A 25,292-nucleotide genomic window follows, 5' to 3' on the forward strand; every position below is an offset into this window, starting at 1 on the left:
CCCTCCTTCCGCTACAGGTGTTCATGCCTCTTCCAGAAGCTCGTCTGCTTCCTTCATCATCAACAGAGGACCACCGTATTACACACAACGAAAGAATTATAACATGGATTAGTTCATTTACGCAACAAAAATTAAGGGACTTAACCATTTAAATATTAAATTATAACTCATTATAAACAATACAATGTAAGCTTTCAAATAGGCAGCAGTCGCTCCTGGCTCACAAGCTCAAAAAAGACCGCTTCAGCCCCGATACATTCGGAGGGAAGCCGTCTTCAGCCTTGCATCTATATTTCCGTGGAAGCCTTTTGATCATGCGCGGATTGAAGCCATTCCTTTTCCTTGATGGTCAAATCAGCATGCTCCAGCAGGTCGGGACGCCTTTCCAGCGTCCGCCGCAGCGATTCGCGGCGCCGCCACTCCTCAATATTCGCATGATGACCGGAGAGCAGAATATTCGGAACCTTCCACCCGCGAAAATCAAGCGGCCTTGTGTAATGAGGATGCTCCAGCAGCCCCGTGCTGAACGAGTCGGCTACCGCGCTCGTTGCATTGCCAAGCACGCCGGGCAGAAGCCGCACGACGCTGTCTATAACGGTCATCGCTGGCAGCTCGCCGCCAGTCAGAACATAATCCCCGATGGACAGCTCGTCGGTCACCAAATGCTCGCGAATCCGCTCATCATAACCTTCATAATGACCACATATAAAGATCAGATGCTCCTCGCGTGCCAGCTCCTCCGCTTTTTTCTGGGTGTAAGTCTCCCCCTGCGGGCACATCAAAATGACCCGTGGCGGCTTGAGGAATTCCGCTTCCTTGGCTTGTCCACCTAACAGGTCCTCCACGGCAGCAAAAATCGGATCAGGCTTGAGCACCATGCCTCCCCCCCCGCCGTAAGGAGTATCGTCAACCGTGTTATGCCTGTTGCCCGCATAGGGCCGGAAGTTGACCGCCCTGAGCGAGATGATGCCTTTTTCCCGGGCCTTGCCGAGAATACTGGCGCCGAAGACGCCATCGAACATTTCCGGAAAAAGCGTTAATACATCGATTTTCATATCACAGGAGCCCTTCCATAAGACGAACCGTCACTTTTTTACTCTGCACATCCACGGCCAGCACAACTTCATCGATGTACGGAAGCAGCAGCTCCTTGCCATTCGGCATTTTCACGACCCAGACGTCATTGGCGCCCGGGCTCAAGATTTCCTTGATCTCTCCAAGCTCCTCCCCCTCTTCCGTAACAACGGCGCAGCCGATAATTTCATGGTAATAATATTCGTCTTCCTCCAGCTCACCGAGCCGCTCTTCGGAAATCTTCAGCATGCTGCCCTTGTACTTCTCCACATCGTTAATATTGCCATGTTCCTTGAATTTAACGATCACGACGTTTTTCTGAAAGCGTGCCTGCTCTACCGTAACAAGAAGCGGAGCCCCGCCATTCTCCGGGAAAATCAGGAGCTCACTGCCTTTCGCAAACCGATCTTCCGGAAAATCGGTAGATGGAAGTATTTTCAGTTCTCCGCGAATGCCGTGTGTGTTTACAATTTTTCCGACATTATACAGTTTATGCATATTGCTCCTCCTACATTTGGGGTGTTTCATGAGAGCCGGATATAATTTAGCAGCATGTACGAAAAAGGGCTAGGACATTCATCCTAACCCCCTTTCGTATATTTTTAAGATATGATATCGACGGTTACCCGTTTATCCATCTTAACTGCTGCCGATGTAACCACGGTGCGAAGCGCTTTGGCAATCCGGCCCTGCTTGCCGATGATCTTGCCTACATCATTAGGATGCACGCTAAGTTCATATACGACAAGCCGATCTTTCTCCACAGTCTTCACGGTTACATCTTCCGGATGATCGACTAAAGCCTTAGCAATAAGAATTACTAATTCTTCCATGGTTGACCCTCCGAATCAGCAGCTTATTTCTGCAATTTAGACTCATGAAACTTCTTCATTACGCCCGCTTTGCTAAGCAAGTTGCGAACGGTATCGGATGCTTGCGCACCGTTTTGAAGCCATTTCAGCGCTTTATCTTCATCGATTTTCACCACTGCAGGAACTTCAACAGGGTTGTAATAACCGATTTCTTCGATAAAACGGCCGTCACGAGGGGAACGAGAATCAGATACCACCACGCGATAGAAAGGCGCTTTATGCGCACCCATACGTTTCAGACGAATACGAACTGCCACGAAATTCACCTCCTTCAAGAAATAGACTTGATATATCCCGATGAGACCAGAGCTTTATCTGAAAGGAAAACGCAAGCCTTTGCCCATGCCTTTAAGCTGCTTGAGCGCCTTGTTCTTGCCGCCCTTCGGCCCCATCATATCCGAAAACTGCTTCATCATGCGCCGCATCTCGTCAAACTGCTTGATGAGACGGTTCACCTCCGCAATGGAAGTTCCGCTGCCGGCCGAAATCCGTTTGCGGCGGCTGTGATTGATCAGTTCAGGATGCTGCTTCTCTTCTTTCGTCATCGAGTGAACGATGGCCTCAATCCGGCTCATCTGCTTGTCATCCACCTTGATGTCCTTCATTTGCTTCATATTGCCCATACCGGGAATCATGTCGAGAATCTGGTCGATTGGCCCCAGCTTCTTCACCTGTTCCATCTGCTCAAGGAAATCCTCGAACGTGAACTCGGCATTGCGCATCTTGCGCTCCATCTCTTTCGCCTTTTCGGCATCGATGTTCGACTGCGCCTTCTCAATGAGGGACAGCATGTCGCCCATGCCCAAAATCCGTGAAGCCATCCGCTCCGGATGAAACGGCTCCAACGCATCCAGCTTCTCGCCGAGTGAAGCGAATTTGATCGGACAGCCGGTAACAGCTTTAACCGACAATGCAGCACCGCCGCGTGTATCCCCGTCCAGCTTAGTCAGGACAACACCGGTCAGCTGAAGCTGGTTGTTGAAATGCTCGGCCACGTTTACCGCGTCCTGGCCTGTCATAGCGTCTACGACAAGCAGCACTTCATCCGGATTGACCGCCGCGTGAATCTGCCTCAGCTCTTCCATCAACTCTTCGTCCACATGCAGACGGCCCGCCGTATCGACGATCACATAATCGTTGCCGTTTTCCTTGGCATGCTGCAGGCCCTGCCGTGCAATTTCAACCGGACTTGTCTTGTCTCCCAATGTAAATACGGGCGCTTTAATTTGCTCACCCAGTATCTGAAGCTGTTTGATCGCAGCCGGACGGTAAATGTCCCCCGCCACCAGCAGCGGCCGGTGGTTTTGCTTTTGCAACAGCTTGGCCAGCTTGCCGGTGGTGGTCGTCTTACCCGCACCCTGCAGACCGACCATCATAATGACGGTAGGCGGCTTGTTGGCCTTGGCCAGCTTCTCCTGGCTCCCGCCCATCAGTTCCGTCAATTCCCTGTTGACGATGTCGATGATAACCATGCCGGGGGTGAAGCTGTCCATTACTTCCTTACCGACGGATTTCTCCTTCACCTTGGCAATAAAATCTTTAACAACCTTAAAGTTAACGTCCGCTTCCAGCAGCGCAAGACGAACCTCGCGCATCGCCTGGGACACGTCCTCCTCGGATACCTTGCCTTTGCCTCTCAGCTTGCTGAATACACTCTGCAGCCTGGAGGACAATCCTTCAAACGCCATACAGTCACACCTCCCTGATTCTGCTGTTGTGACTTTATTTGTATCGGTCAGTACCGTTGCATTCCCTGCAGCCGGCCGACAATATCTTTAATCTGTTGAAGCACTTCCGGATCCGGACGCTCCTGCCCGTTTATCAAAACTGCAAACATCCCGGACAGCTGCTCCAGCTCACGGCTGCGCCGTTCATGCTTATCAAGCAAACCGAGCTTGTCTTCGTACATTTCGAGCATCTGCTCAGCCCGCTTGATATGCTCATATACCGCCTGGCGGCTAATTTCAAATTCCGAGGCGATTTCCCCAAGCGAAAAATCGTCATGGAAATAGTATTTTAGAAATGTCTGCTGCTTTTCTGTGAGCAATGGTTCATAAAAATCAAACAGCAGGTTGATGCGGTTGGTCTTCTCGAGCCGATTCTCCTGACTCATTCATTACAACCCCCAACGTCAAGGAAAAACACTTTACAGTTCTTTTCAACGTTCCTTATCATACCTAAAAGGAAAACGTATGTCAAGCATTAAACCTTGTCACATTTTAAGAGGTAGTTCAAAAAGTCATCTTTTGATCACGAAGTAAATCAGGAAGCGGACTCGACATCGAATCTTGAATTCAGCCGGGACTTCCGGTGCTCACGTACCCCAAGTACGCTCCGCTCCTCAGTCCCTAGCTTCATCCAATCTTCTCGGTGCTGAAAACCTGACTTTTTGAACACTTACTTGAAGCAGCCTTTTTATCAAATTTTCAATGGTGTCAAATAGAGCAGCACGGCAAAGAAATGCAAAATGCTGCCCCCCAGGACGAACACATGCCAAACCGCATGATGATAGGGAAATGCCTTCCACACATAAAACACAGTGCCTAGCGTATAGAGCACTCCGCCCGCAGCAAGCAGCACTATGCCGGTATACGGAACAACAGCCATCAGGGGGTTCCAGGCAATGACGATCAGCCACCCCATGGCAATATAGAAAAGCGTTGACATGAACAGAAATCTTTTGGTGAAGAAAGCTTTAAATACGACACCGAGCACCGCAATGCCCCAAATGACGCCAAACAGACTCCAGCCAAGCGTGCCACGGATCGCCGTTAACAAAAACGGAGTGTAAGTGCCGGCAATAAAGAGATAGATGCACGAATGATCCAGAATTTCAAACAGGTCCTTTGCTTTGCCTTCTTTGAGAATGTGCAAAAGCGTGGAGTTCGTATACAGGAGAAGCATGGTGATCCCGTACACCGTAAAACTGACGACATGCCATGCCGTTCCTTCCGTGGCGGATACAACGATAAGCAAAACCAATGCGGCAATGCTCAGCAAGACGCCAATTCCGTGGGTGATGGCATTGGCCACTTCTTCCCTTCGGCTGTACGTGTAGGTATTAGCCATAACATTCCTCCTGTGCTTACACAAAATTTTAAAGCCCTGTCGCCAGCCCTTACCAGGCACGGACTTTGTATTTTAGCCTATGCTCATTATACTATGCCTGCAGCTTAAACACATAATTTGACTATGGAAAGAGGGCATATATGAAAAAAAGAACAGGACATGGCAAGTCCTGTCGCTATTGCGCCCGGAACCCGGCAAGTCCTGTTCGTTATTGCGCCCAACTGCGGGGGGCTGTAATCGCTTTGCTTTATTCAGCCCGTTCCGTTCCGTCCTCTTCGGCCGGTTCCTGTATCAAACCCGCAAAGAGCGCATGCACAAACTGGTCGGAATCGAACGGCTGCAGATCGTCGATTTTCTCGCCAAGGCCTACAAACTTGACGGGCAGGTTCATTTCCTGACGGATGGCAATGACGATGCCACCTTTGGCCGTGCCGTCCAGCTTCGTCAATACAAGACCTGTAACGCCGCTCTTTTCACCAAACAGCTTCGCCTGATTAAGCGCATTCTGGCCTGTCGTCGCGTCCAGCACGAGCAGCACCTCATGCGGAGCGTCGGGAATCTCGCGCTGAATGACGCGGAAGATCTTATTGAGCTCTTCCATCAGGTTCGTCTTGTTCTGCAGACGGCCGGCCGTATCGCACAGCAGCACATCCACCTGGCGTTGCTTGGCAGCCTGTACCGCATCATACATAACGGCAGCCGGATCGGAACCGGATTGCTGCTTAATGACCTCAACCCCGGCACGCTGCCCCCATACTTCAAGCTGCTCAATAGCGCCGGCACGGAACGTGTCTCCTGCGGCAAGCAGCACCTTCTTCCCCTCCTGCTTAAAGCGGTGGGCCATTTTGCCGATCGTGGTCGTCTTGCCGACCCCGTTAACACCGACAAACAGGATCACGGTGATGCCGTCCGGGCTTGTTCTCAGACCGGAGTTCTCCTCCCCGCGCAGCAGCTCCGACAGCTTCTCCGATAAAATCGGCTGCAACTCGGCGGCGTTTTCGATTTTGCGCTTCCGCACCTCGTCGCGCAGCTCATCAATCAAATTCATGACCGTATTTACGCCGACATCGGCACCGATCAGAATTTCTTCCAGCTCCTCATAAAATTCCTCGTCGATCTTCTTACGGCGGATCATCAGGTCCGACACCTTTTCCACAAAGCCTTTACGCGTTTTCTCCAGTCCGTCTTTGAACTGCTTTGTCACCGATTCGGTTTTGCTCGCGATGCTGTTTCTCAGCTTTCTGAAAAAACTCAAGTCCGTTCCCTCCTATAATAAGCCTGCTTCAAAAATAATTACCGGTTTCAGGCGATTTCCGCTTCTTCATCCTCCAGCTTGACGGACACCAGCTTGGACACGCCGCCCTCTTCCATCGTTACTCCGTACAGCACGTCCGATTCTTCCATCGTGCCTTTGCGGTGGGTGACCACGATGAACTGCGTCTGCTCGGAGAACTCGCGCAAATACTGCGCGAACCTGACCACATTCGCCTCATCCAGCGCCGCTTCCACCTCATCCAGCACACAGAAAGGCACCGGCTTGATGTGCAGAATGGCAAACAGTAACGCCATCGCCGTCAGCGCCCGTTCCCCCCCGGAGAGAAGCTGCAGATTCTGCAGCTTTTTGCCCGGAGGCTGGGCAACGATGTCGATACCGGTCTCCAGCAGCTTGTCCGGCTCCAGCAGCACCAGATCCGCCCGGCCGCCGCCAAACAGTTTGGCGAATACGGCTCCGAAGCGGGAGCGAATCGCGTCAAAGGTCGTTTTGAACCGCTTGGACATCTCTTCATCCATTTCCTTGATAACCTCGTACAGGGTGCTCTTCGCCTCCACCAGGTCGGTTTTCTGCTCGTTCAGGAAGGTGTATCTTTCGTTCACCCGCTGATATTCCTCGACAGCGCCAAGGTTAACCTCGCCAAGTGCGGCAATACTCCGTTTGAGCTTCTGGACCTCCGCCTGCGTGCCTTCCACATCTTCAGGCACCGGGTAGCGCTGCTTCGCCAGCTCATAGCTCATCTCATAGTCATCGGCAAGCTTCCGCAAAATATTGTCCAGCTCCACATCCAGCCGGTTCACGCCGATCTCCGTCTGTCTGAGCTGCTCTTCCACCGACTTGAGCTGTACACGCTGCTCCCTCGTTTCGTTTTCCTCCAGCTCCAGCTTTTTGGAAAGCTGAGCGCGGGCGGCCCGTTTGAATTCCAGCTTCGCCGTCGTTTCATCCTTCAGAATGCGGTAGCGGTTCAAATCCTCCGTCTGCTTCACACTTTCCTCGCGATTGATGCGCAGGTCGGCTTCGACGGAGGCCAACAGGGAACGGTTCTGCTTCGCGTCCTTGTGCAGGGAATTGTAGTCGCCCTGCAGACGTTTCAGTTGTTCTTCCAGCGAGAAGCGCTCCTGCTCCAGCTTGCCTTCCTTAACCCGCAAATCGGTCAACTGGCTTTGCAGCTCTTCCTTCGCCGACTCGTTTGCTTTACGGGCAAATTCAGCCGCCTGAATGGCCTGATGCGTTCTCTTCTCTTCCTCTTCAAGCTCAGCCAGCTTGCGGACAGCCTCAACCCGTGCCGTTCCCAGTTCCTTGAGCTCCTGGCTGAAGCCTTTCTTCTCCTGGCCGGAAGCCGCAACCTGCTCCAGCACATGGCGCAGCTCATGCTCAATCTGCTTCAGCTCCGATGCGGCCTGTTGCTCCTCGCCGCGCTTGACGTCGCCGCCCTGGCGCAGCTCGTCCAGCCGGAGTTGAGCCTCTTCCAGCTGTTTTTTGATATCCAGCACCCCGCTGCGAAGCTTCTCCACCTGCTGCTGGGCATCGGCAATTTCCTGATCCAGCTGATCCAGCTGCCGCTTGCGCCCGAGCAGGTTCGAATTTTTCTTGAACTGGCTGCCTCCGGTCATGGAACCGCCGGCGTTCACGACATCGCCTTCCAGCGTGACGACACGGTAGCGGTACTGGCAGCGGGCCGCAATCCGGTTCGCATCCTCCAGCGTGCGGGCAATGACGACATTGCCGAGCAGGCTGCCGATGATGCCCGCATAACGTTCGTCATATTGGATCAAATCCGCGCCAATGCCGACAAAACCCTCCGCCCCTTCGATAATCTGACGCTCCCCGGCGCCGATCTGGCGCGGGCGGATGACGTCCATCGGCAGGAATGTCGCTCTGCCCAACTGCCGCTGCTTCAGAAAGCTGATAGCCTGTCTGGAGACTGCCTCATTCCCCATGACGATGTGCTGAACCGAAGCGCCAAGCGCCGTCTCCATCGCCTGCTCCAGCTTCTCCGGTACGCGGATCAGCTCCGCCACCGCTCCATGCACACCCTGCAGCATGCCTTTGCGGGACGCCTTCAGCACTTCCTTGACGCCCAGAATAAAGCCGTCAAAGTCCTCCTGCATTTCCTTCATCGTATCCCGGCGGGAGACGAGTGCCTCACGCTTCTGCTCCCATTTGCGCGCGGCGGCAAGGCTTTCCTCCTGCAGCTTCTGCAGCGACTGATAGCGTTCGCTTTCAGTAATGTATCCCGTACGCAGCCCGCTGATTTCCTTGGCAATTCTGGCGACATCCGCTTCAACTTCCTGCTTGCGCTTCTCCAGCTCCGCCTTCCGGATCTCCCATTTGCCAGACTCGTCGCTGACCCGATTCATCCGGCGCTCAATCGACTCCTTCTGCTGATCGGTATACCGGATCTCGTTGCGTGCCTGGGCCATCTGGTTCATCAGCTCCAGCAGGCTGCCTTTGAGGCTTTCCTCCTGCTCCTGGCTGATTCCGCCGGTCACGCCCTCCAGCTTCGCCTGCTCGGCGGACAGAAGCGACCGCAGCTGCTCCAGCTCGTCGGTGAGCCGGTCCAGCTTGTCCTCCAGCGCTTCCACCTCCGTATTGCGTTCGCCGCTGCGGGCTTCATTCGCGGCCAAGGCCTGCTGCAACTGCTCACGGTTGGCCTCCAGATTGCGCAGCCGCTCCTTCAGCAGTTGACCATAGCCTTCACTTTTTTCCGTCGCCTCGATGTAATGCAACAGCTCGCTTTGCAGCTGTTCTATCTCCTCCTCCAGCCGGCGCAGCTCGTTGCGGTCATTTTCAAGCTTCGCATCGTGCCGGGACACGACGGTAGAGAGCTGAAGCTGCTCTTCCTGCAGCTTTTCCAGCTTTTCGCTCGCCGTGCTCCAGGAGGAATGAATGTTTTCGATCTGATGCACATACATCGATATTTCCTTCGATTTCAATTGGCCACGCAGCTCTTTATAATGGGTCGCCTTCTCCGACTGCTCCTTCAAAGGGCCGATTTGATCTTCAAGCTCGCTCAGCAGATCATGGATGCGCAGCAGATTCTGCTCGGTATCATCCAGCTTGCGCACAGCTTCCCGCTTGCGGGATTTATACTTTACAATACCGGATGCTTCCTCAAATATGCCCCTCCGGTCTTCGGACCGGGTGCTCAGTATTTCCTCGATTCGTCCCTGACCGATAATGGAGTAAGCCTCCTTGCCGATGCCGGTATCCATGAACAACTCCGTAATATCTTTCAGCCTGCATGCCTGACGGTTGATAAAATATTCGCTTTCGCCGCTGCGGTGCACCCTGCGGGTTACCGTCACTTCACCGAAATCGAGCGGCAGGGCTTGATCCTCGTTATCCAGCGTTAATGACACTTCTCCGTAATTGACAGCTTTACGTGCGTCACTGCCGGCAAAAATGACATCCTCCATTTTACCGCCGCGAAGCGATTTGGCACTCTGTTCGCCAAGCACCCAGCGGATGCCGTCGGAAATATTGCTTTTACCACTGCCATTCGGTCCCACCACAGCGGTGATGCCGCGGACAAACTCCATCTCCGTCTTATCTGCGAACGACTTAAAGCCCGCCAGCTCAATGCGCTTTAAAAACATATATGCCTCACCTCTAAATACTGAATATCTTTACCCTGTCAGCCCTTGAACGAAAAAAGAGCAAAAAGCAGTCCGGTCCAAGCGTTCGGCCGGGACGAGCCCGCGGGCTGCTCTTTGCTCTTGCTTTGTCCTTGGCGGTTATACTGCTGCATCAGGATTCCGGAAGCTTAAGCTTGCTCAAAGCGACCGCCGCCGCCTGCTGCTCGGCTTCTTTCTTGGAACGTCCCATACCGGTTCCAAGCCGTTCGCTTCCCATATGCACTTCGGCTACAAATTCCCGCTCATGCGCAGGACCGCGTTCTTCAACAATGCGGTATTCCAAAACACCCATATTGTGGTGCTGAGTAAGTTCCTGGAGTTCAGTTTTATAATCACTGATCTGAAGCTTTCCCTGTACCGCGATCTGCGGGAAAATATGACGCTCCAGAAACGACCGGACGGCTTCCAGACCCTGGTCCAAATACAGCGCTCCTATAAAGGATTCGAACACATCCGCAAGGAGTGCCGGGCGGGTTCTTCCGCCCGTGAGCTCCTCACCTTTGCCCAACAGCACATACTGGCCGAAATCCAGACTGACCGCAAATTTCACAAGCGATGGTTCGCAGACGATGGCCGCACGCAGCTTGGTCAGCTCCCCCTCAGGCCGGTTCGGATATTGATTGTAGAGCTGTTCCGAAACAGTCAGCTCCAGGACCGCATCGCCCAGAAATTCCAGACGCTCGTTATCCTGATGCTGGCTGAAACGGTGTTCGTTCACATAGGAAGCGTGAGTAAAGGCCTGTTTTAACAGCTGCCGGTTGTTGAATTGAATATGAAGTTTCTGCTGTAACTGCTTCAAATCTCCACTCAACGAACTGACCCCTTACGCTTCATATTTTTTCAAGATTACCGTAGCATTGTGACCGCCGAATCCAAAGGAATTCGACATCACGACATCCAGCTCCGCCTTGCGCGGCTCATTAGGCACGTAATCAAGATCGCACTCCGGATCCTGGTTTTCCAGGTTAATGGTCGGAGGAATGGTCTGATTCTGCAGCGCAAGACCGCAGATGACCGCCTCCACCCCGCCGGCTGCCCCAAGCAGGTGGCCAGTCATGGACTTGGTGGAGCTGACGGCCACTTTGTAGGCATGCTCGCCCAAGGCCTTCTTGATCGCCTCTGTCTCGGATTTGTCTCCGGCCGGAGTGGACGTGCCATGTGCATTGATATAATCGACGGCTTCCGAGGAAATGCCCGCATCGCGGATTGCCATCTTCATGCAGCGTGCGGCTCCATCCGGATCAGGGTCTGTCATATGATGGGCGTCGCCGGAGAGCCCATAGCCGATCACCTCGGCATAGATGTGCGCACCGCGTTTCTGCGCATGCTCCAGGGATTCGAGAATGAGCACGCCGGCTCCTTCTCCCATAACAAATCCGTCACGCCCCGTATCAAACGGGCGGCTCGCCTTCTCAGGCTCGTCGTTGCGGGTGGACATCGCCCGCATGGAGCAGAAACCGGCCATTCCCGTCGGACGGATCGTCGCCTCGGCGCCTCCGCAAACCATAACGTCGGCATCCCCGCGCTGAATCATTCTGAATGAATCACCAATCGCGTGGCTTCCTGTTGCACAAGCTGTAACCGGCGTTGTATTCGGCCCCTTTGCGCCCAGGATGATGGACATCTGACCTGATCCCATATTCGCGATCATCATCGGGATAAAAAACGGACTGACTCTTTTCGGCCCTTTCTCCAGCAACGTATTGTGCTGATCCTCCCAGGTGCCCAGGCCGCCGATGCCCGAACCGATGGATACACCCACCCGCTCGGCTTCAGCGTTGGTTCCGATTTCAATTCCGCTGTCTTTCATAGCCATCTTGCCAGCTGCCACTGCAAACTGAACAAAACGGTCCATTTTGCGCGCATCCTTGCGGTCCATATAATCCTCCGGATTGAAATCCTTTACGGAAGCGGCGATCTTCGTAGGGTAGTCACTGACATCAAACGCATCAACGTTGCTGACTCCGGATTTGCCTGCCATCAGGTTGTCCCACAGCGTATTCAAATCCTGTCCAAGTGCGGTGACCACACCCATTCCTGTTATAACAACACGTTGTTTCAACGATATTCACCTCAATGTTTGGCTGCAAATTAAGTACCAGATCTTCTTGCCCTGCATGTATATAGAATCAACTAAAGTCAGTAATTCATCATTACCGTAAAATTCGAGCTTTAGTTCAGTCTGTATGGCTGTACCATCCATGGCAAAATCCTGAATTAGGAGAAAGTCCCGCCTGAATCAGAACGGGACTTGTGTTGACTTAGGTATGAGATTGTATGTAGTTTACAACTTCACCTACAGTTGTAATTTTCTCTGCATCTTCATCAGAGATTTCCATATCAAACTCATCTTCCAATTCCATTACCAATTCAACTACATCGAGAGAATCAGCGCCCAAATCATCTTTAAAAGATGCTTCGAGGGTAACTTCTGCTTCGTCGGCTCCCAAACGGTCAACGACAATGCGCTTTACACGCTCCAATACGTCGGACATCCGGCTCACCTCCTCTTTGGTATTATACGAAAAACACAATAAAAATGCCATAGAAGAGACCTATCCCTCTTCTAAACGGACATGCGTCCGGCTACATAACCATGCCGCCGTCCACATGCAGAGTCTGGCCTGTCATATATGAGGAAGCATCGGATGCCAGGAACAGCACGACTTCAGCTACTTCCTCAGGTCGTCCAAGACGGGCCAGCGGAATATCTCCAAGAAGTTTTTCACGCATCTCATCCGGCAGCACCTGCGTCATATCCGTATCGATGAAGCCCGGAGCGACGCAATTAACCGTTATCTGTCTGGAGGACAGCTCTCTTGCCGCGGATTTGGTCAGCCCGATCACCCCGGCCTTGGCTGCAACGTAATTGGCCTGCCCCGCATTGCCGAGCACGCCAACCACGGACGAAATGTTGATAATGCGCCCGGAGCGCTGCTTCATCATCGGTCGTGTGACAGCTTTGAGACAGTTATACACTCCTTTGAGGTTCGTTTCAATTACTTGATCGAATTCCTCTTCTTTCATGCGCATGATTAAATTATCTCTTGTTATTCCGGCATTATTCACCAGTATATCAATACGGCCCCACGTATCGGTCACCTGTTTGACCAACTGCTCGGCTTCATCCGCCTTGCCTACATCGGCGCGCACCGTAATGGCTTCCACACCCTTGGCACGAATCAGGTCAGCCGTATCGGCTGCCGCCTGCTCGCTGCCGGCGTAATTGACAGCCACGTTGGCGCCCGCTTCCGCCAGCGCAAGGGCAATGCTGCGGCCGATCCCGCGGGATGCGCCCGTCACCAGCGCCGTTTTGCCGCTTAAAGGCTTGGACATCATTTCCCCTCCTTCATATCGTTCACCACTCAGGAAAGCGCCTGAACCGCACTCTCTAACGATTCCATATCACTCACGTTAATCAAAGTCAACGTTTTATCTATTTTCTTGATCAGACCAGTCAGCACTTTGCCCGGGCCGAATTCCACAAACGTATCCACTCCCTGGCCGATGAGCCAGACCACGCTATCTTCCCACAGCACAGGGGAGTACACCTGCTCAACCAGCAAGGTACGGATTTCTGCGCCGTCCTGGACCGGAGAAGCTGTAACATTCGCCACCACAGGAACCGAAGCTCTTGCAAAATCGACTCCTTCGAGCTTGGCTGCCAGCTTGTCCGCCGCTCCCCTCATCAAGGACGAATGGAAAGGCCCGCTGACTTCAAGGGTAATGGCACGCTTGCCGCCCGCCTCCTCTACCCGTTCAGCTACCTGTGCCACGCCTTCCTTCGTCCCGGATACGACAATTTGCCCAGGGCAATTGACATTTGCAAGCTCAACCGTCTGCCCGCCTGCCGTAATATTGCTGCAGAGAGCGGAAAGCAGACTGCGGTCGGCACCCAGTACAGCCGCCATACCGCCTTGGCCGCCAGGGACAGCTTCTTCCATAAACAGGCCGCGGGAACGGACCAGCTCGACGGCATCTGCGAAGGATAGTACATCTGCCGCCACAAGGGCGCTGTATTCCCCAAGGCTATGTCCGGCAACGAAGTCAGGTTTGATGCCGCTGGCTTTAAAAACTTCATATAAGGCTGTACTGGCTGTAAGCAGTGCCGGCTGCGTATTGGAGGTCTGCTTTAATTCAGCATCAGGACCTTCAAAAACAAGAGTACTCAACGAAAAGCCCAAACGCTCGTCCGCTTGGCGAAATATCACCTTGGCCGCCTCTGACGCTTCGTAGACGTCCTTTGCCATACCTGCACTTTGGGATCCCTGTCCCGGAAATACGAATGCCGTTTTGCCCACTCGTATTCACCTCGCTTCTGTGATGTTAATGATAATAACAAAGTATAATGCCCATTACCAGACAAGTACAGAGGCGCCCCAGGTCAAGCCGCCACCGAAGCCGACCATCAACACCCGGTCGCCCGCTTTCATGCGCCCTTCCTCTGCCGCCTCAACAAGCGCAAGCGGAATGGAGGCGGCTGAAGTATTCGCGTATTTATCCACATTGATCATTACTTTGTCTTCAGGCAGGTCGAGACGCTGCATGGCGGATTGAATAATGCGAATGTTAGCCTGGTGCGGTATGAACACATCGATATCACTCTTGTCCAGCCCCGCTTTTCCCAGCACCACGTCTGTCGCCGTACCCATGACACGAACGGCAAATTTAAATACCTCGCGTCCGTTCATGTAAATGTAATGAAGCTTGTTCTCGATCGTCTGCGCTGATGCCGGCAGTCTTGATCCGCCCGCTTCTAATCGCAGCAACGGACCGCCCGCACCCTCGGCACCAAGGTCAAAGGATTTGAAGCCTCTGCCTTCCGGCACTTCACCCAGCACGACCGCGCCTGCCCCGTCCCCGAACAGCACGCATGTATTGCGGTCCGTATAATCCGTGATTCGTGACAGGCAGTCCGCGCCGATGACCAGCGCATTTCTGTACATGCCAGCCTGGATAAAGCTTGTGGCAGTAGCCAGTCCGTATACAAAACCCGAGCAGGCCGCAGACAGGTCAAATGCCGCCGCACCCTTCGCTCCCAGCTTATCCTGAAGAATACATGCGGTTGAAGGAAATGCCATATCGGGCGTAATCGTAGCAATAATAATGAGATCCAATTCTTCGGCAGTCATGCCCGCGGATTCAAGGGCTCTGACCGCAGCCTCATAAGCCAGATCGGAGGTTGCCTGCTCGGGAGCAGCGATGTGGCGCTCACGGATGCCGGTACGGCTGACAATCCATTCATCGCTTGTTTCCACCATTTTTTCCAAATCGCTATTGGTCAGTATCTTCTCTGGCACGTATTTGCCGGTACCGATAATACCGACCGGTTTCAAATTATTCATTTTGTCACTCACTTCCCGCTGATTTCCTTCGATATGCTTTCAACAAGACGATTTTGCAGCGCGATTCGCGCCTGTCTGACGGCGTTTTTGACGGCATTCGCGTCCGCCGAGCCATGGCTTTTGACGACCAGACCGCTCAATCCGAGAAGCGGAGCCCCTCCATGCTCGGTATAGTCAAGCTTGTTCTTCAGCCCCCGCAGCTCAGGCATCAGCATAGCGGCTGCCAGCTTCGTCTTCAGCGACTTGGTGAACTGCTCCTTGAGCAGTGAGAAAATAGCCCCTGCCGTCCCTTCCATCGCCTTGAGCAAAATATTGCCGGCAAAGCCGTCACAAACGAGCACATCGCAGTTGCCTGTCAATACATCCCGGGCCTCCACGTTGCCGACGAAGCGGATCGGAAGCTGTTCCAGCAGCGGATAAGCCAGCTTGGTCAGCTCATTGCCCTTGCCGGCCTCCGTGCCCACATTAAGCAGCCCGACACGCGGCTCGGCAATATTATGCACCTTTTGCCGATAAAGGCTGCCCATCTGGGCATACTGCGCGAGATGCTCGGGCTTGGCGTCCATATTGGCACCCAGATCCAGGGCCAGCACGCCAAGATCGTCAAGCGTCGGAATCATCGGCGCCAGCGCGGGACGCTCAATCCCTTCCATCCGTCCCACAACTAGCAGACCGGTCGTCATCAGCGCTCCCGTATTGCCGGCCGAGATCATGGCATGCGCCTCCTGCTCCTTGACCATGCGTCCAGCCACGACCATGGATGAGTCCTTCTTGCGGCGAACAGCCCGCACGGGCTCATCTTCCGCATCTATAACCTCGGAGGCATGGCGGAGCGTCAGATTCGACGGCAGTTGCTTCCCCTTCAGCAGCGGCTCGATTCTGCCCTGGTCACCGACAAGCACGATCTCCGTATCCTTCCATTCAGCTGCGGCAGCCAGTCCGCCTTCAACTGTAGCTTCCGGCGCGTTGTCTCCCCCCATCGCATCAATGGCGATCCGCATGCTGGTTCCCTCCTTCGCTGTATTCTTCCCCGGCGGAACGGTAAATGACAAAGTTCCCCTGGAAGACCATCTCTTCTCCCACATAAGTAAATACTTCCACCTTGGCCTTGCCCTTCTGCTCCGGCTGGGAGCGGACATAGGCCTTGGCTATACATTTCTCGCCCAGATGGACAGGCCGCACAAACCGGATATCGGCCGAAGCGGTCAGCGCGATCTCATCATTGATGACGGCGACGGCTAATGAGTTGGCTTGGGCAAATACATAGTGCCCCCGTGCGATGCCGGTCCGTGAAAACACATGCTCGTCACGGATTTCAAATATCGATATCCCGCTTTTGTCCAGCTGCAGATCAACGATGTCCCCGATGATCTCATGCAGAGGCAGCGACCGGACCTGATCGTATGTCCGCTCAGCCATCAGCTTCATCCGCTCGCGCAGCTCGGGGATGCCGAGTTCCATCCGGTCCAGCCGGATCGTCTGAATGCTGACCTTGAGCTGACGCGTCAATTCCTGATCCGTAACGAACGGGTTGTCTTCAATTAATTGCGACAGCCTCTGCTGTCTTAGTCTCTTGGGCAGCCGCTCGATGGCCAAACGCCTCCTTCCTCCCAAACTATTACAAAAGCTTAATATAGAAATATATGTATAAGCGGATTTACCCGCCTTTTCTTAGAACCAGGTACTAAGCCAGTATATAGCATCGCCCGCCAAAAAGAAAGCCAGGCTGCAAAAAAAATAGCGCCTCACCAGGGTGAAGCACTACTTTTTAACATCAAGACAACCCGCTGTACAATCATAGAGGTTGTTCAAAAAGTCATCTTTTGATCACGAAGTAAGTCAGGAAGCAGACTCGACATCGAATCTTGAATTCAGCCGGGACTTCCGGTGCTCACGTACCCTAAGTACGCTCCGCTCCTCAGTCCCTATCTTCATTCAACCTTCTTGGTGCTGAAAACCTGACTTTTTGAACACGCACTCATAGCACGCTGCTTCGAATGTTATTGAGAGATAATCTCTCTAGATTTGTATGTTCCGCAAACTTTGCATACGTGGTGAGCAAGCTTCAATTCTCCGCATTGTTCACATTTCACCATGCCCGGCACAGCCAGTTTAAAGTGAGTACGACGTTTGTCGCGGCGCGTTTTGGACGTTCTGCGTTGTGGTACTGCCATCATTCCCACCTCCTTATCGAGATCAACCCTGAAGGGTATATGTGTTATCTCATTCAAGACCGGGCAGGACGGCTCATAGCCAATCCCACCGCGACCGGTGAATAACTCATCAATTATTACAAGCTTTTATTTCTTAAAAAAATCCTTGAGACCCGCGAGGCGTGGATCTATCCGCTCATTGTTGCAGCTGCATGAGCCTTCGTTCCAGTTCTGACCGCAGGTCGGGCACAGCCCTTTGCAATTAGGCCGGCACAGCGGCGCAAACGGAAGATGCAGCAGGAATGATTCCTCACAAAAAGAAACGGTGTCGAACGACTCCCCTTCGATCATAATCGATTCCATCTCCTCGTCCTCCGGCTGTTCCTGCCCCTGCTCGAAGCGTTCCGAAAAGGGAATGTTCATATGCTCGTGAATCGGTGTCAGGCAACGGGAGCACAGCGTGTCCAGTTCGGCTGCCAGCGTTCCGCTCACATCGATCTTTCCTTCTCCCCCGCTTACGGCTGCAAGGTCTGCAGTCAGCGGTGAAACTGAAGTGATATCCTTGCGGTGTGTAATCAGCGGCTCGACATTCAAGCTTTCCCGGATCAAAACCGGACCGTCATTCATGGCAACCTTGCGAAAGTGCAAATGCATAATAGTTCACTCCAAACAAACAAAAATTATTATACCGATTGAACGAGAGGTTTGTCAACACCTTTTCCTTTACACCTTCGGGAGGAAGCCGCCATTCGGGGCGCGGGCAAAAGTGCCGATGTTCGTGTAAAATGGTATACGATTATTATACCCCGTTTGACAAGGGAGCTGTCTCGAAAGCATGAAAACGCTGGGAATCATCGTTGAATACAATCCCCTGCACAACGGCCATGCCCATCACTGGACTGCATCCAGGGCTGCGGCCGGAGCAGATCGGACTATCGCCGTCATGAGCGGCCCGTTTCTGCAGCGCGGCGAGCCGGCGATTGTGGACAAGTGGTCGCGTACCGAAATGGCCCTTGCCATGGGGGCCGATCTTGTGATCGAGCTGCCGGTCGCCTACGCCGTGCAGGCGGCGGAATGGTTCGCCTACGGCGCGGTCGCGCTGCTGCACGCGACCGGCATCGTGGACGCGCTCTGCTTTGGCAGCGAGAGCGGCGACATCGCGCCGCTGCGCAAGCTCGCGCGCATCCTGGCGGCGGAGCCGGCCGAGCTCAAGGCCGGCATCGCCGCGCGGCTGGCGGGCGGCGCCAGCTACCCCGCGGCTTACGCGGGGGCGGCGGCTGCGCTCGCCGGCGGGGAGGCGGACGGCGCGGAGCTGTCCGCCCTTATGCAGCAGCCCAACAATACGCTTGGGCTGCATTATTTGATCGCGCTGCAGCGGCTGCAGAGCGCGATCGAGCCCTTCACGATAGCCCGCACCGGCGCAGGCTATCACGACACGCGGGCGGCCGACGGCATCGCCAGCGCCACTGCGGTCCGCCGCCTGCTGCTGGCGGGCGGACCGGATGCCGCGGCGCCCTATGTGCCGGGCGCCGTGCTGGACATTCTGCGGCGTGAATGGGCCTCCGGCCGTGCGCCGCAGACATGGGAATCGTTCAGCCGTCCGCTGCTGAACGCCCTGATTACGCGCAGCTCCGCTGAGCTGGCCGGGCTGCACGAGGTGACCGAGGGGCTGGAGCACAGGCTGAAGAAGCTGCTTCCAGCACTGCCGCAGCCCTCGGTCACAGCCCTGCTCTCAGCGCTGAAGACGAAGCGCTATACACATGTGAAGCTGCAGCGGATGCTGGCGCATATCTTGCTGAACCATGCCAAGTCCGAGTTGGCTCCAGCCCGGCTTGCAGAGGGCCCCGCCTATATCCGCGTGCTCGGCTTTAACCGAACAGGGCAGGCCATGCTGGCCGAAATGAAGCAGACTGCCTCCCTTCCCGTCCTTATCCGCCCTGCAGGGTTTGAGCATCCGCATTTGCAAATGGATATCAATGCAGCGGCCGTATACACGGCGGGCATGCCGGCGGCGGACGTGCGCAGCCTGTACGGGGACTATTACAGGCCCCCTGTTATTTGGCCTTGACCGGCAGTTGCTCCAGATAGCGCAAAGCGTCGTCCAGTGTGCGGACAGGCACAAGCTCCATGCCTGTCCCAATTTGCTGTGCCTTCGCTTCAGCCGCCTCGGCATTGTCCTCAGGCACGAAGAAAATATCCGCATGCTCCCTGTCCGCCGCCACGATTTTGTGGACAACGCCGCCGATTGGACCTACCTTGCCATCCTCGCCGATTGTGCCCGTGCCTGCGATGCGGTACCCTTTGGACAAATCCCCTGGTGTAAGCTGATTGTAGATTTCCAGCGTGAACATCAGACCTGCCGACGGGCCCCCGACATCTGTCGAAGTGAAGGTAATTTCATGCCCCGCTTCTCCAGGCACGATTTTTTGGAGTGTGGCTATACCTACCCCAAAGCCTGTACGCTGCTCCCCGGACGCCGTGTCCGTAACCGTCGTAAGCTCCACCTTTCCGCTCACCGCGTCTCCCTTGCGATTCAGCTTGACGTCTACACGGTCTCCCGCTTTTTTGCCCTCCAGAATGTGTTGAAGCTCCTCGCTGTCCGCCACGGCTTCGCCATTCACTTCCACAATTTTATCTCCTGGATGAAAAAACGGGTCCGCCCCTTTAGCCGTCTCCAGCACATAAATGTATTGCGGAACGATTCTGTAGGCTACGCCTGCTTTTTTATAAGCCGCTTCAATCGCGGATGATTGCGAATTGTCCATATAATAAACCTGCCTGGCCGCATACTCGTCCTCGCTGCTCCCCTGCAGGCGGCTTTCCTTGGTCAGCACCTCCGCATTCCTGTCGGCTTTTGCCAACCCCAGCATGAGCAGATTGGCGTAGCTGGCCGATACGGTCGTCATCATAAAGGTGCCGCTTTCTGCAGAATCGCCATTTCTGACGGATACCATCGGTTTGACTTCTTCGGCACTGCCCGGACGATAGATCAGATACGGGGTCGGCATGTAGATCAGCACATAGGCCAAGGCCGCAATCATGGCGGCATACAGCAGGGTGAACCATAAGCTCCGGTTTCCCGCCCTCATCATATATACTTCCCCCTTCGATATCACTTCAGTAAATATGGCAGCAGGACAGCCAATACTGACAAGCACGGTCTGTCCCTGCCCTTGGCCGCATATCCTTATTACTAATTCATCCGGAAGGAGGAGCAATATGCAGACAATACAGGAAAAACAGCCTGACCGGCTGTGGACGACCTGGCTGCTTGGAGCCTGCTCGCTGCTGCTGGTGGCCGCAGTCGTCGCCGCGCCCGAGCAGGTATATGAGGCTTCAGGACAAGGGTTGAAGCTGTGGTGGAGCATCGTCTTCCCCGCCCTTCTTCCTTTCCTGATGCTGTCCGAAATGCTGATCGCCTCCGGATTTGTACATGGGCTGGGTGTACTGCTGGCCCCCCTTATGGGCGCCTGCTTTCGCCTTCCGGGCCGCAGCGGGTGGGTGCTTGCGCTCGGGATGACCGCTGGCGGTCCGGCGGCTGCGGAGGCGGCCAGACAGCTGGCCGACCAAGGCGGACTGGGGGAACGGCAGGTCCGCCTGCTGACCGGAGCCGCCTGCTTCTGCAACCCGATGACGATTGTGCTTGTCATCGGAGCAGGCTTCCTGCACAGCCCTTCCACAGGTTATATGCTGCTGCTTGTGCATTGGGTTACCGGCATACTCGCTGCCATCATCTCCGTCCGACTTTTCGGGACGAAGGAATCAGCAGCACAGCAGAGCACTTACCCCACTTCCCCGGGTGGTTCCGCCCGCCGTCCTTCCATGCTGCAGGCCTTATACGCAGAAATGGCCGCCGCCCGCCAAAGAGACGGACGCAGCTTCGGCAGATTGCTGGGCGAGTCGGTGTCGAACGCCGTCCAGACCCTCATGCTGATCGGCGGTTTTATCATTTTTTTCGCCGTCATGATCCGGCTCCTGAATGTCTATTTGACACCACAGGCTCCCATGCTGCTGTGGCCTGCGCTGCTGGAGCAGCATCTTGGCGCCCATGCAGCCGTCCGTTTTTTCGGCGCTTCCCGTATGGAGACCGCAGCGATCGGCGCCATCCTTGGCTGGGGAGGAATCAGCGGGCTACTGCAAGTCATTGCCATGACAAGACCTGCCGACAGAGGGCTCAGCTTTGCCGTTACCCGCCTCCTGCATGCAGGGATGTCATTTCTGGCCCTATGGTTCCTGTGGGATCCCTGGCAGCAGCTCGCCACGCTTGCCGTCCCTGCTTATTTGGAACTGCTCCCCCTTCAGGAAGGAACTGTTGACCCTTCCATCGGCCGGCTGCTCACGCTTGCTGCAGTCCCGTTTGCCCTGCTGACCGCCATCCTGGGAGTGCTGCTGACAGCCTCGTTTATAATCAGTTGGCGGACCCGCCATTCTTCTCGCTGATTTTGCGTCTAAGCGCTTCTTCCACCTCAGGTGATACCAGGTCGATGACGTTGCCGTTAAAATGCGCGATTTCCTTCACCATGCTTGAGCTTAAATAGGAATATTTCGGATTGGTCATCATGAAGATCGTCTCGGCCTCCGGGTTCAGCTTATGATTGGTGGAAGCCAGCTGCAGCTCGTATTCAAAATCGGTTACGGACCGGATGCCTCTCACAATGACCTGAGCCCCCTTCTGCCTGACATAATTGGCCGTCAAATCGCGAAAGGAATCAACTTCAACGTTAGGCATATCCTCCGTCGCCTGCCGCAGAAGGGCAATCCGCTCTTCCACGCTGAACAGTGGATTTTTGCTTATATTGTTCAGCACGGCCACAATCAGCTGGTCAAACTGCTTGGATGCCCGCTGAATAATGTCCATGTGCCCCATTGTGACCGGATCGAATGTCCCTGGATAGACGGCGATCCTTTTTTTATTTTCCGGCTCAGCCATGCCGCTCCTCCTCGTCTGCCGCCTCTTTGTCTGATTCATCTGCGGCTCCTGATTGTTCGTTAGTTTGTCCTTGCATCCCTTCATAGCTGAAGATGGATACAGCGGTTTCACCGTAAACGGCTTTACGGAGCTGGTTGAAGGAACCGAACTGCTCCGGGTAGCTGTAGCCGGATTCATATTCAAGGACTATGACGGCGCCGTCCCGCAGCAGGCCGAGCTTGTCCATCTGTTCCATCAGCTCATCCCCATTCTTCATGCGGTAAGGAGGGTCCAGAAAAACGGCATCAAAAGCAGCCCCGCGTTTGGCCAAGACCTTTAATGCACGCCCGGCCTCATTGCGGAACACTTCAGCCTGGCTGTCCAGGCCGGTTTTACGAAGATTTTCCCTGATCACCTCAATGGCTTTCGGCTCCATATCGATAAAAACCGCTTTCTCCATGCCACGGCTCAGCGCTTCAATGCCAAGTCCCCCGCTGCCCGCAAACAGATCAAGTGCGGTTCCCCCGTCAAAGTATGGACCAATCATGCTAAACAGCGCTTCCTTCACCTTATCGGTTGTCGGTCTCGTTCCCGTTCCGGGAACTGCCTTAAGCGGTCTGCCCTTAGCACTGCCCGATACAACTCTCACGCTATGTTCACCCATTCTCTATGTAGTCTTGACCGTCTGTTCCTGACAGACCGATACGACGTTATCGTAACATATTGCACATCTATATGGAAAATGGCTCATAGAGGTTGTTCAAAAAGTCATCTTTTGATCACGAAGTAGGTCAGGGAGCGGACTCGACATCGAATCTTGAATTCAGCCGGGACTAAGTGGATGCTTCCGAAGCATGTTTCCTACGGAAACATTTCAGGTGCTCACGTACCCCAAGTACGCTCCGCTCCTCAGTCCCTTGCTTCATCCAACCTTCTCGGTGCTGAAAACCTGACTTTTTGAACTCACACTTATACAACCTGGTGCAAAGATTTTTCACAAAATTCACGTTCTGCATGTATATTCCTGCCCCAACCGGGTCACACTTGAGATATCGGCATTTAACCAATGCCGTAGACAACCGCGGAGAAGGCTTACGTTTCCCCATAAGCTCTTCGTCCGGTTTCTCCTCTCCCATCAATGGGCGTCTCGTAAGAGGCGCCTAATTTTTTTTGCCTAAGGGACACACACGCAAAAAATCCGCCATGTAAATGGCGGATCATTGGGCCGGCGCAGGGCTTCCACTATCTGTTCCAGTCGAAATCCAGGGCATTCAGAAACGACCGCGCAATGACCATATGGCCAGCCTGATCAGGATGAACTCTGTCCCAGGCCAACGATGCCGGATACACATGCTCCCACTGCCTGTCGAACGCTTTTTGCGTATCTACGGCAATGGCATCGAACTCATTGGCGATTTCCATCACAGCCGCACCATAGACGTCCATTGTCGCCCGCATCGGATCTTCGAGGTTGGGCTCCAGATAATAAGGGGTCATAAGGACAAGCCCTTTAACCGTTGGGCGGACTTCAGCAAGCAGCTCCCGCAGCGTGCGCTTGTATTCATCAAGATATACATGAATCTCCGGCCGGCTAGAAGCATCAAATTGCCTCCACACGTCGTTAATGCCGATTTTGACCGCAAGCCAATCCGGCTCTTGTCCGATAACGTCGCTGCTCCAGCGTTCCTTCAGATCACGAACGGTATTGCCGCTGATGCCCATGTTGACGACCCGGATGCCAAGCTCAGGATAAACTGCCCGCAAAAGCGCATCCACCTGAGCGACATAGCCTGTTCCCAAAGCACTGCTGGAGCCTTCTCCGACAGGACGCTGCCGTCCGCAATCTGTAATCGAGTCGCCGATAAAAATCAGTTTTTCATTGTTCCCCAGCTTCATCATTGAGGTCCCTCCCGGAAATATTCCAATGTATATAAATTAATTACAAATCAATCCAAGTAACATATAAACACAGCGGCCGCAGATGTTCAAGCGATTTTCTTTACATTTTGTGTAGAAAAATCACAGGTTTAATACAGTGTTCTGAACTGCTGCGGCGTCATTCCTTCCATTTTGCGAAAGGTCGCCACAAAATGACTCGCATCGCGGAAACCGACCTGTCCTGCCGTTTCCTTAACAGGCAAAGAAGCATCACTGGTCATCAGCTCCTTGGCCTTGCGCAGACGGAGCGCAATCAGATAGGCATAGGCGGTAACCCCAAGCGACTGCTTGAAAAGGGTATTCAAATGCCGCACGCTGATGTTGAGAACGGCCGCCATATCCTCCAGCCCGATCTCGGGACGGCTGTAATTCTTCTGCATAAAATCAAGAACAGGTGAAATCCGTTCCACATGTTCGGACAACGAGGGAAGCGAGCCGGTTCTGCCATGCTTCTTGAGCAGGGTCAAAAATTTGTAGAGGTCTGCGGATGCGTCAAGTCCTGACAAATCACGGTCCGGAGCTGCAATATCCACAAATTCCATGCCGAAGCTTTCCAGCAGGCTCCCTGCATCCCAATGATACCATGAGGCGCGGTTCAGGCCGAGAGAGGAAAGCACAGCCCCCGCCGCAGGCCCGCCGAAAGTAATGTAAAGTGTCTGCCAATGCGACGCCATACTGAGATAGGCATGCGGTTCGCCGGGAGGAAGCAGCACGCCGGTATGGGGAATGAGCTGCACCTCTGCCCCTCCGAACTGGAAGCGCCCTTCCCCCTTCACCGTCTGCAGCCAATGATACAGCGGATACCCTTCCGGCCGGTCAACCTCCTCCTGTCCCCCGTTCCAGCCGATGCTTTCCATATATAAAGGAAGGGGCTGCTCCCTGTGGGACAGAAAATATCTTTTATGCACAGGCTCCATCAAAGCTCTCCTTGATAAGTTCCGTATTTTTATACCAATCATTACTTTTATTATATTTAAAAAGATGTTGAATTGATATACCATGGAATTATTCTTATATAACG

26 protein-coding genes are annotated in these 25,292 nt (G+C 54.0%); 2 read left to right on the top strand and 24 right to left on the bottom strand.

Annotation, left to right across the window (positions count from 1 at the left end; translation table 11 throughout):
* Positions 1–287 precede the first annotated feature (287 nt).
* The 19 genes from trmD to ACE5LO_RS05150 all read right to left on the bottom strand — a co-directional run bounded on the left by trmD (position 288) and on the right by ACE5LO_RS05150 (position 18,078).
* The gene (gene trmD / locus ACE5LO_RS05060) at positions 288–1,055 is read right to left on the bottom strand and encodes a tRNA (guanosine(37)-N1)-methyltransferase TrmD (RefSeq protein ID WP_375518944.1); all 768 of its coding nucleotides are present in this window, start codon (positions 1,053–1,055) and stop codon (positions 288–290) included.
* Position 1,056: 1 nt separating this feature from the next.
* Positions 1,057–1,572, bottom strand: coding sequence for a ribosome maturation factor RimM (gene rimM / locus ACE5LO_RS05065; protein WP_375518945.1), 516 nt, complete (start codon positions 1,570–1,572; stop codon positions 1,057–1,059).
* A 104-nt stretch (positions 1,573–1,676) separates the two neighbouring features.
* Positions 1,677–1,907, bottom strand: coding sequence for a KH domain-containing protein (locus ACE5LO_RS05070; protein WP_375354305.1), 231 nt, complete (start codon positions 1,905–1,907; stop codon positions 1,677–1,679).
* A gap of 23 nt (positions 1,908–1,930) precedes the next feature.
* Complete coding sequence (rpsP, locus tag ACE5LO_RS05075) at positions 1,931–2,203, bottom strand: 30S ribosomal protein S16 (RefSeq protein WP_305755165.1); 273 nt, start codon at positions 2,201–2,203, stop codon at positions 1,931–1,933.
* Between the two features lie 54 nt (positions 2,204–2,257).
* Positions 2,258–3,634: a signal recognition particle protein gene (gene ffh / locus ACE5LO_RS05080; protein WP_375518946.1), complete on the bottom strand. Its 1,377-nt coding sequence runs from the start codon at positions 3,632–3,634 to the stop codon at positions 2,258–2,260.
* A 47-nt stretch (positions 3,635–3,681) separates the two neighbouring features.
* On the bottom strand, positions 3,682–4,059 hold the full coding sequence (locus tag ACE5LO_RS05085; protein WP_375518947.1) for a putative DNA-binding protein: 378 nt from the start codon (positions 4,057–4,059) through the stop codon (positions 3,682–3,684).
* 305 nt (positions 4,060–4,364) lie between these two features.
* Positions 4,365–5,015, bottom strand: coding sequence for a PAQR family membrane homeostasis protein TrhA (gene trhA / locus ACE5LO_RS05090; RefSeq protein WP_375518948.1), 651 nt, complete (start codon positions 5,013–5,015; stop codon positions 4,365–4,367).
* A 247-nt stretch (positions 5,016–5,262) separates the two neighbouring features.
* Complete coding sequence (ftsY, locus tag ACE5LO_RS05095) at positions 5,263–6,270, bottom strand: signal recognition particle-docking protein FtsY (protein ID WP_375518949.1); 1,008 nt, start codon at positions 6,268–6,270, stop codon at positions 5,263–5,265.
* Positions 6,271–6,317: 47 nt separating this feature from the next.
* Positions 6,318–9,887 carry a chromosome segregation protein SMC gene (gene smc, locus ACE5LO_RS05100; RefSeq protein ID WP_375518950.1) on the bottom strand — a complete coding sequence of 1,190 codons (3,570 nt, stop codon included), beginning with the start codon at positions 9,885–9,887 and terminating at the stop codon, positions 6,318–6,320.
* A 151-nt stretch (positions 9,888–10,038) separates the two neighbouring features.
* Complete coding sequence (gene rnc / locus ACE5LO_RS05105; RefSeq protein WP_375518951.1) at positions 10,039–10,737, bottom strand: ribonuclease III; 699 nt, start codon at positions 10,735–10,737, stop codon at positions 10,039–10,041.
* Between the two features lie 12 nt (positions 10,738–10,749).
* A complete protein-coding gene (gene fabF / locus ACE5LO_RS05110; protein ID WP_375518952.1) occupies positions 10,750–11,988 on the bottom strand; it encodes a beta-ketoacyl-ACP synthase II in 1,239 nt (412 codons plus the stop codon).
* A gap of 199 nt (positions 11,989–12,187) precedes the next feature.
* A complete protein-coding gene (acpP, locus tag ACE5LO_RS05115) occupies positions 12,188–12,421 on the bottom strand; it encodes an acyl carrier protein (RefSeq protein ID WP_025334828.1) in 234 nt (77 codons plus the stop codon).
* A gap of 91 nt (positions 12,422–12,512) precedes the next feature.
* The gene (gene fabG, locus ACE5LO_RS05120) at positions 12,513–13,262 is read right to left on the bottom strand and encodes a 3-oxoacyl-[acyl-carrier-protein] reductase (protein ID WP_375518953.1); all 750 of its coding nucleotides are present in this window, start codon (positions 13,260–13,262) and stop codon (positions 12,513–12,515) included.
* Between the two features lie 29 nt (positions 13,263–13,291).
* Positions 13,292–14,227 carry an ACP S-malonyltransferase gene (fabD, locus tag ACE5LO_RS05125; RefSeq protein WP_375518954.1) on the bottom strand — a complete coding sequence of 312 codons (936 nt, stop codon included), beginning with the start codon at positions 14,225–14,227 and terminating at the stop codon, positions 13,292–13,294.
* 54 nt (positions 14,228–14,281) lie between these two features.
* The gene (locus ACE5LO_RS05130; protein WP_375518955.1) at positions 14,282–15,271 is read right to left on the bottom strand and encodes a beta-ketoacyl-ACP synthase III; all 990 of its coding nucleotides are present in this window, start codon (positions 15,269–15,271) and stop codon (positions 14,282–14,284) included.
* An 8-nt stretch (positions 15,272–15,279) separates the two neighbouring features.
* Positions 15,280–16,272: a phosphate acyltransferase PlsX gene (gene plsX / locus ACE5LO_RS05135; RefSeq protein ID WP_375518956.1), complete on the bottom strand. Its 993-nt coding sequence runs from the start codon at positions 16,270–16,272 to the stop codon at positions 15,280–15,282.
* Entirely contained in the window at positions 16,256–16,852 is a 597-nt protein-coding gene (fapR, locus tag ACE5LO_RS05140) for a transcription factor FapR (RefSeq protein WP_375519038.1), read from the bottom strand. The genes plsX and fapR overlap by 17 nt, the downstream gene beginning before the upstream one ends.
* 419 nt (positions 16,853–17,271) lie before the next feature.
* A complete protein-coding gene (gene rpmF / locus ACE5LO_RS05145; protein ID WP_036645943.1) occupies positions 17,272–17,445 on the bottom strand; it encodes a 50S ribosomal protein L32 in 174 nt (57 codons plus the stop codon).
* A gap of 126 nt (positions 17,446–17,571) precedes the next feature.
* Positions 17,572–18,078, bottom strand: coding sequence for a YceD family protein (locus tag ACE5LO_RS05150; RefSeq protein ID WP_375518957.1), 507 nt, complete (start codon positions 18,076–18,078; stop codon positions 17,572–17,574).
* A gap of 181 nt (positions 18,079–18,259) precedes the next feature.
* Here ACE5LO_RS05150 and ACE5LO_RS05155 point away from each other — a divergent pair, with 181 nt between their 5' ends.
* A complete protein-coding gene (locus ACE5LO_RS05155) occupies positions 18,260–19,492 on the top strand; it encodes a nucleotidyltransferase (protein WP_375518958.1) in 1,233 nt (410 codons plus the stop codon).
* Here ACE5LO_RS05155 and ACE5LO_RS05160 read toward each other — a convergent pair.
* Entirely contained in the window at positions 19,479–20,516 is a 1,038-nt protein-coding gene (locus tag ACE5LO_RS05160; protein WP_375518959.1) for a SepM family pheromone-processing serine protease, read from the bottom strand. The two genes, ACE5LO_RS05155 and ACE5LO_RS05160, sit on opposite strands and share 14 nt — an antisense overlap.
* Positions 20,517–20,643: 127 nt before the next feature.
* Here ACE5LO_RS05160 and ACE5LO_RS05165 point away from each other — a divergent pair, with 127 nt between their 5' ends.
* On the top strand, positions 20,644–21,864 hold the full coding sequence (locus ACE5LO_RS05165; protein WP_375518960.1) for a nucleoside recognition domain-containing protein: 1,221 nt from the start codon (positions 20,644–20,646) through the stop codon (positions 21,862–21,864).
* On the opposite strand, the gene coaD is transcribed toward ACE5LO_RS05165, so the two are convergent.
* From coaD to ACE5LO_RS05185, 4 genes are all read right to left on the bottom strand, one after another.
* Positions 21,833–22,354: a pantetheine-phosphate adenylyltransferase gene (gene coaD / locus ACE5LO_RS05170; RefSeq protein WP_375354275.1), complete on the bottom strand. Its 522-nt coding sequence runs from the start codon at positions 22,352–22,354 to the stop codon at positions 21,833–21,835. The two genes, ACE5LO_RS05165 and coaD, sit on opposite strands and share 32 nt — an antisense overlap.
* Positions 22,347–22,982: a 16S rRNA (guanine(966)-N(2))-methyltransferase RsmD gene (gene rsmD, locus ACE5LO_RS05175; RefSeq protein WP_375518961.1), complete on the bottom strand. Its 636-nt coding sequence runs from the start codon at positions 22,980–22,982 to the stop codon at positions 22,347–22,349. Before rsmD ends, coaD begins: the two co-directional genes overlap by 8 nt.
* A 593-nt stretch (positions 22,983–23,575) precedes the next feature.
* Positions 23,576–24,229, bottom strand: coding sequence for an SGNH/GDSL hydrolase family protein (locus tag ACE5LO_RS05180; RefSeq protein ID WP_375519039.1), 654 nt, complete (start codon positions 24,227–24,229; stop codon positions 23,576–23,578).
* Positions 24,230–24,360: 131 nt separating this feature from the next.
* A complete protein-coding gene (locus ACE5LO_RS05185) occupies positions 24,361–25,188 on the bottom strand; it encodes an AraC family transcriptional regulator (RefSeq protein WP_375518962.1) in 828 nt (275 codons plus the stop codon).
* Between the last annotated feature and the right edge of the window lie 104 nt (positions 25,189–25,292).

It is taken from the genome of Paenibacillus medicaginis (genome assembly GCF_042138635.1).
GTDB classification, from domain to species: Bacteria; Bacillota; Bacilli; order Paenibacillales; family Paenibacillaceae; genus Paenibacillus; species Paenibacillus medicaginis.

What these genes read in the sequence shown, in the direction of transcription:
- ACE5LO_RS05160 (WP_375518959.1), bottom strand. Translation starts at nt 20,516, where the DNA reads ATGATGAGGGCGGGAAACCGGAGCTTATGGTTCACCCTGCTGTATGCC.
- ACE5LO_RS05185 (WP_375518962.1), bottom strand. Translation starts at nt 25,188, where the DNA reads ATGGAGCCTGTGCATAAAAGATATTTTCTGTCCCACAGGGAGCAGCCC.
- smc (WP_375518950.1), bottom strand. Translation starts at nt 9,887, where the DNA reads ATGTTTTTAAAGCGCATTGAGCTGGCGGGCTTTAAGTCGTTCGCAGAT.
- plsX (WP_375518956.1), bottom strand. Translation starts at nt 16,272, where the DNA reads ATGCGGATCGCCATTGATGCGATGGGGGGAGACAACGCGCCGGAAGCT.
- rimM (WP_375518945.1), bottom strand. Translation starts at nt 1,572, where the DNA reads ATGCATAAACTGTATAATGTCGGAAAAATTGTAAACACACACGGCATT.
- ACE5LO_RS05180 (WP_375519039.1), bottom strand. Translation starts at nt 24,229, where the DNA reads ATGAAGCTGGGGAACAATGAAAAACTGATTTTTATCGGCGACTCGATT.
- ACE5LO_RS05085 (WP_375518947.1), bottom strand. Translation starts at nt 4,059, where the DNA reads ATGAGTCAGGAGAATCGGCTCGAGAAGACCAACCGCATCAACCTGCTG.
- ACE5LO_RS05150 (WP_375518957.1), bottom strand. Translation starts at nt 18,078, where the DNA reads ATGCATTTGCACTTTCGCAAGGTTGCCATGAATGACGGTCCGGTTTTG.
- ACE5LO_RS05130 (WP_375518955.1), bottom strand. Translation starts at nt 15,271, where the DNA reads ATGAATAATTTGAAACCGGTCGGTATTATCGGTACCGGCAAATACGTG.
- ACE5LO_RS05070 (WP_375354305.1), bottom strand. Translation starts at nt 1,907, where the DNA reads ATGGAAGAATTAGTAATTCTTATTGCTAAGGCTTTAGTCGATCATCCG.
- ACE5LO_RS05165 (WP_375518960.1), top strand. Translation starts at nt 20,644, where the DNA reads ATGCAGACAATACAGGAAAAACAGCCTGACCGGCTGTGGACGACCTGG.
- trmD (WP_375518944.1), bottom strand. Translation starts at nt 1,055, where the DNA reads ATGAAAATCGATGTATTAACGCTTTTTCCGGAAATGTTCGATGGCGTC.
- rpmF (WP_036645943.1), bottom strand. Translation starts at nt 17,445, where the DNA reads ATGGCAGTACCACAACGCAGAACGTCCAAAACGCGCCGCGACAAACGT.
- ffh (WP_375518946.1), bottom strand. Translation starts at nt 3,634, where the DNA reads ATGGCGTTTGAAGGATTGTCCTCCAGGCTGCAGAGTGTATTCAGCAAG.
- trhA (WP_375518948.1), bottom strand. Translation starts at nt 5,015, where the DNA reads ATGGCTAATACCTACACGTACAGCCGAAGGGAAGAAGTGGCCAATGCC.
- acpP (WP_025334828.1), bottom strand. Translation starts at nt 12,421, where the DNA reads ATGTCCGACGTATTGGAGCGTGTAAAGCGCATTGTCGTTGACCGTTTG.
- fabG (WP_375518953.1), bottom strand. Translation starts at nt 13,262, where the DNA reads ATGTCCAAGCCTTTAAGCGGCAAAACGGCGCTGGTGACGGGCGCATCC.
- ACE5LO_RS05155 (WP_375518958.1), top strand. Translation starts at nt 18,260, where the DNA reads ATGAAAACGCTGGGAATCATCGTTGAATACAATCCCCTGCACAACGGC.
- coaD (WP_375354275.1), bottom strand. Translation starts at nt 22,354, where the DNA reads ATGGCTGAGCCGGAAAATAAAAAAAGGATCGCCGTCTATCCAGGGACA.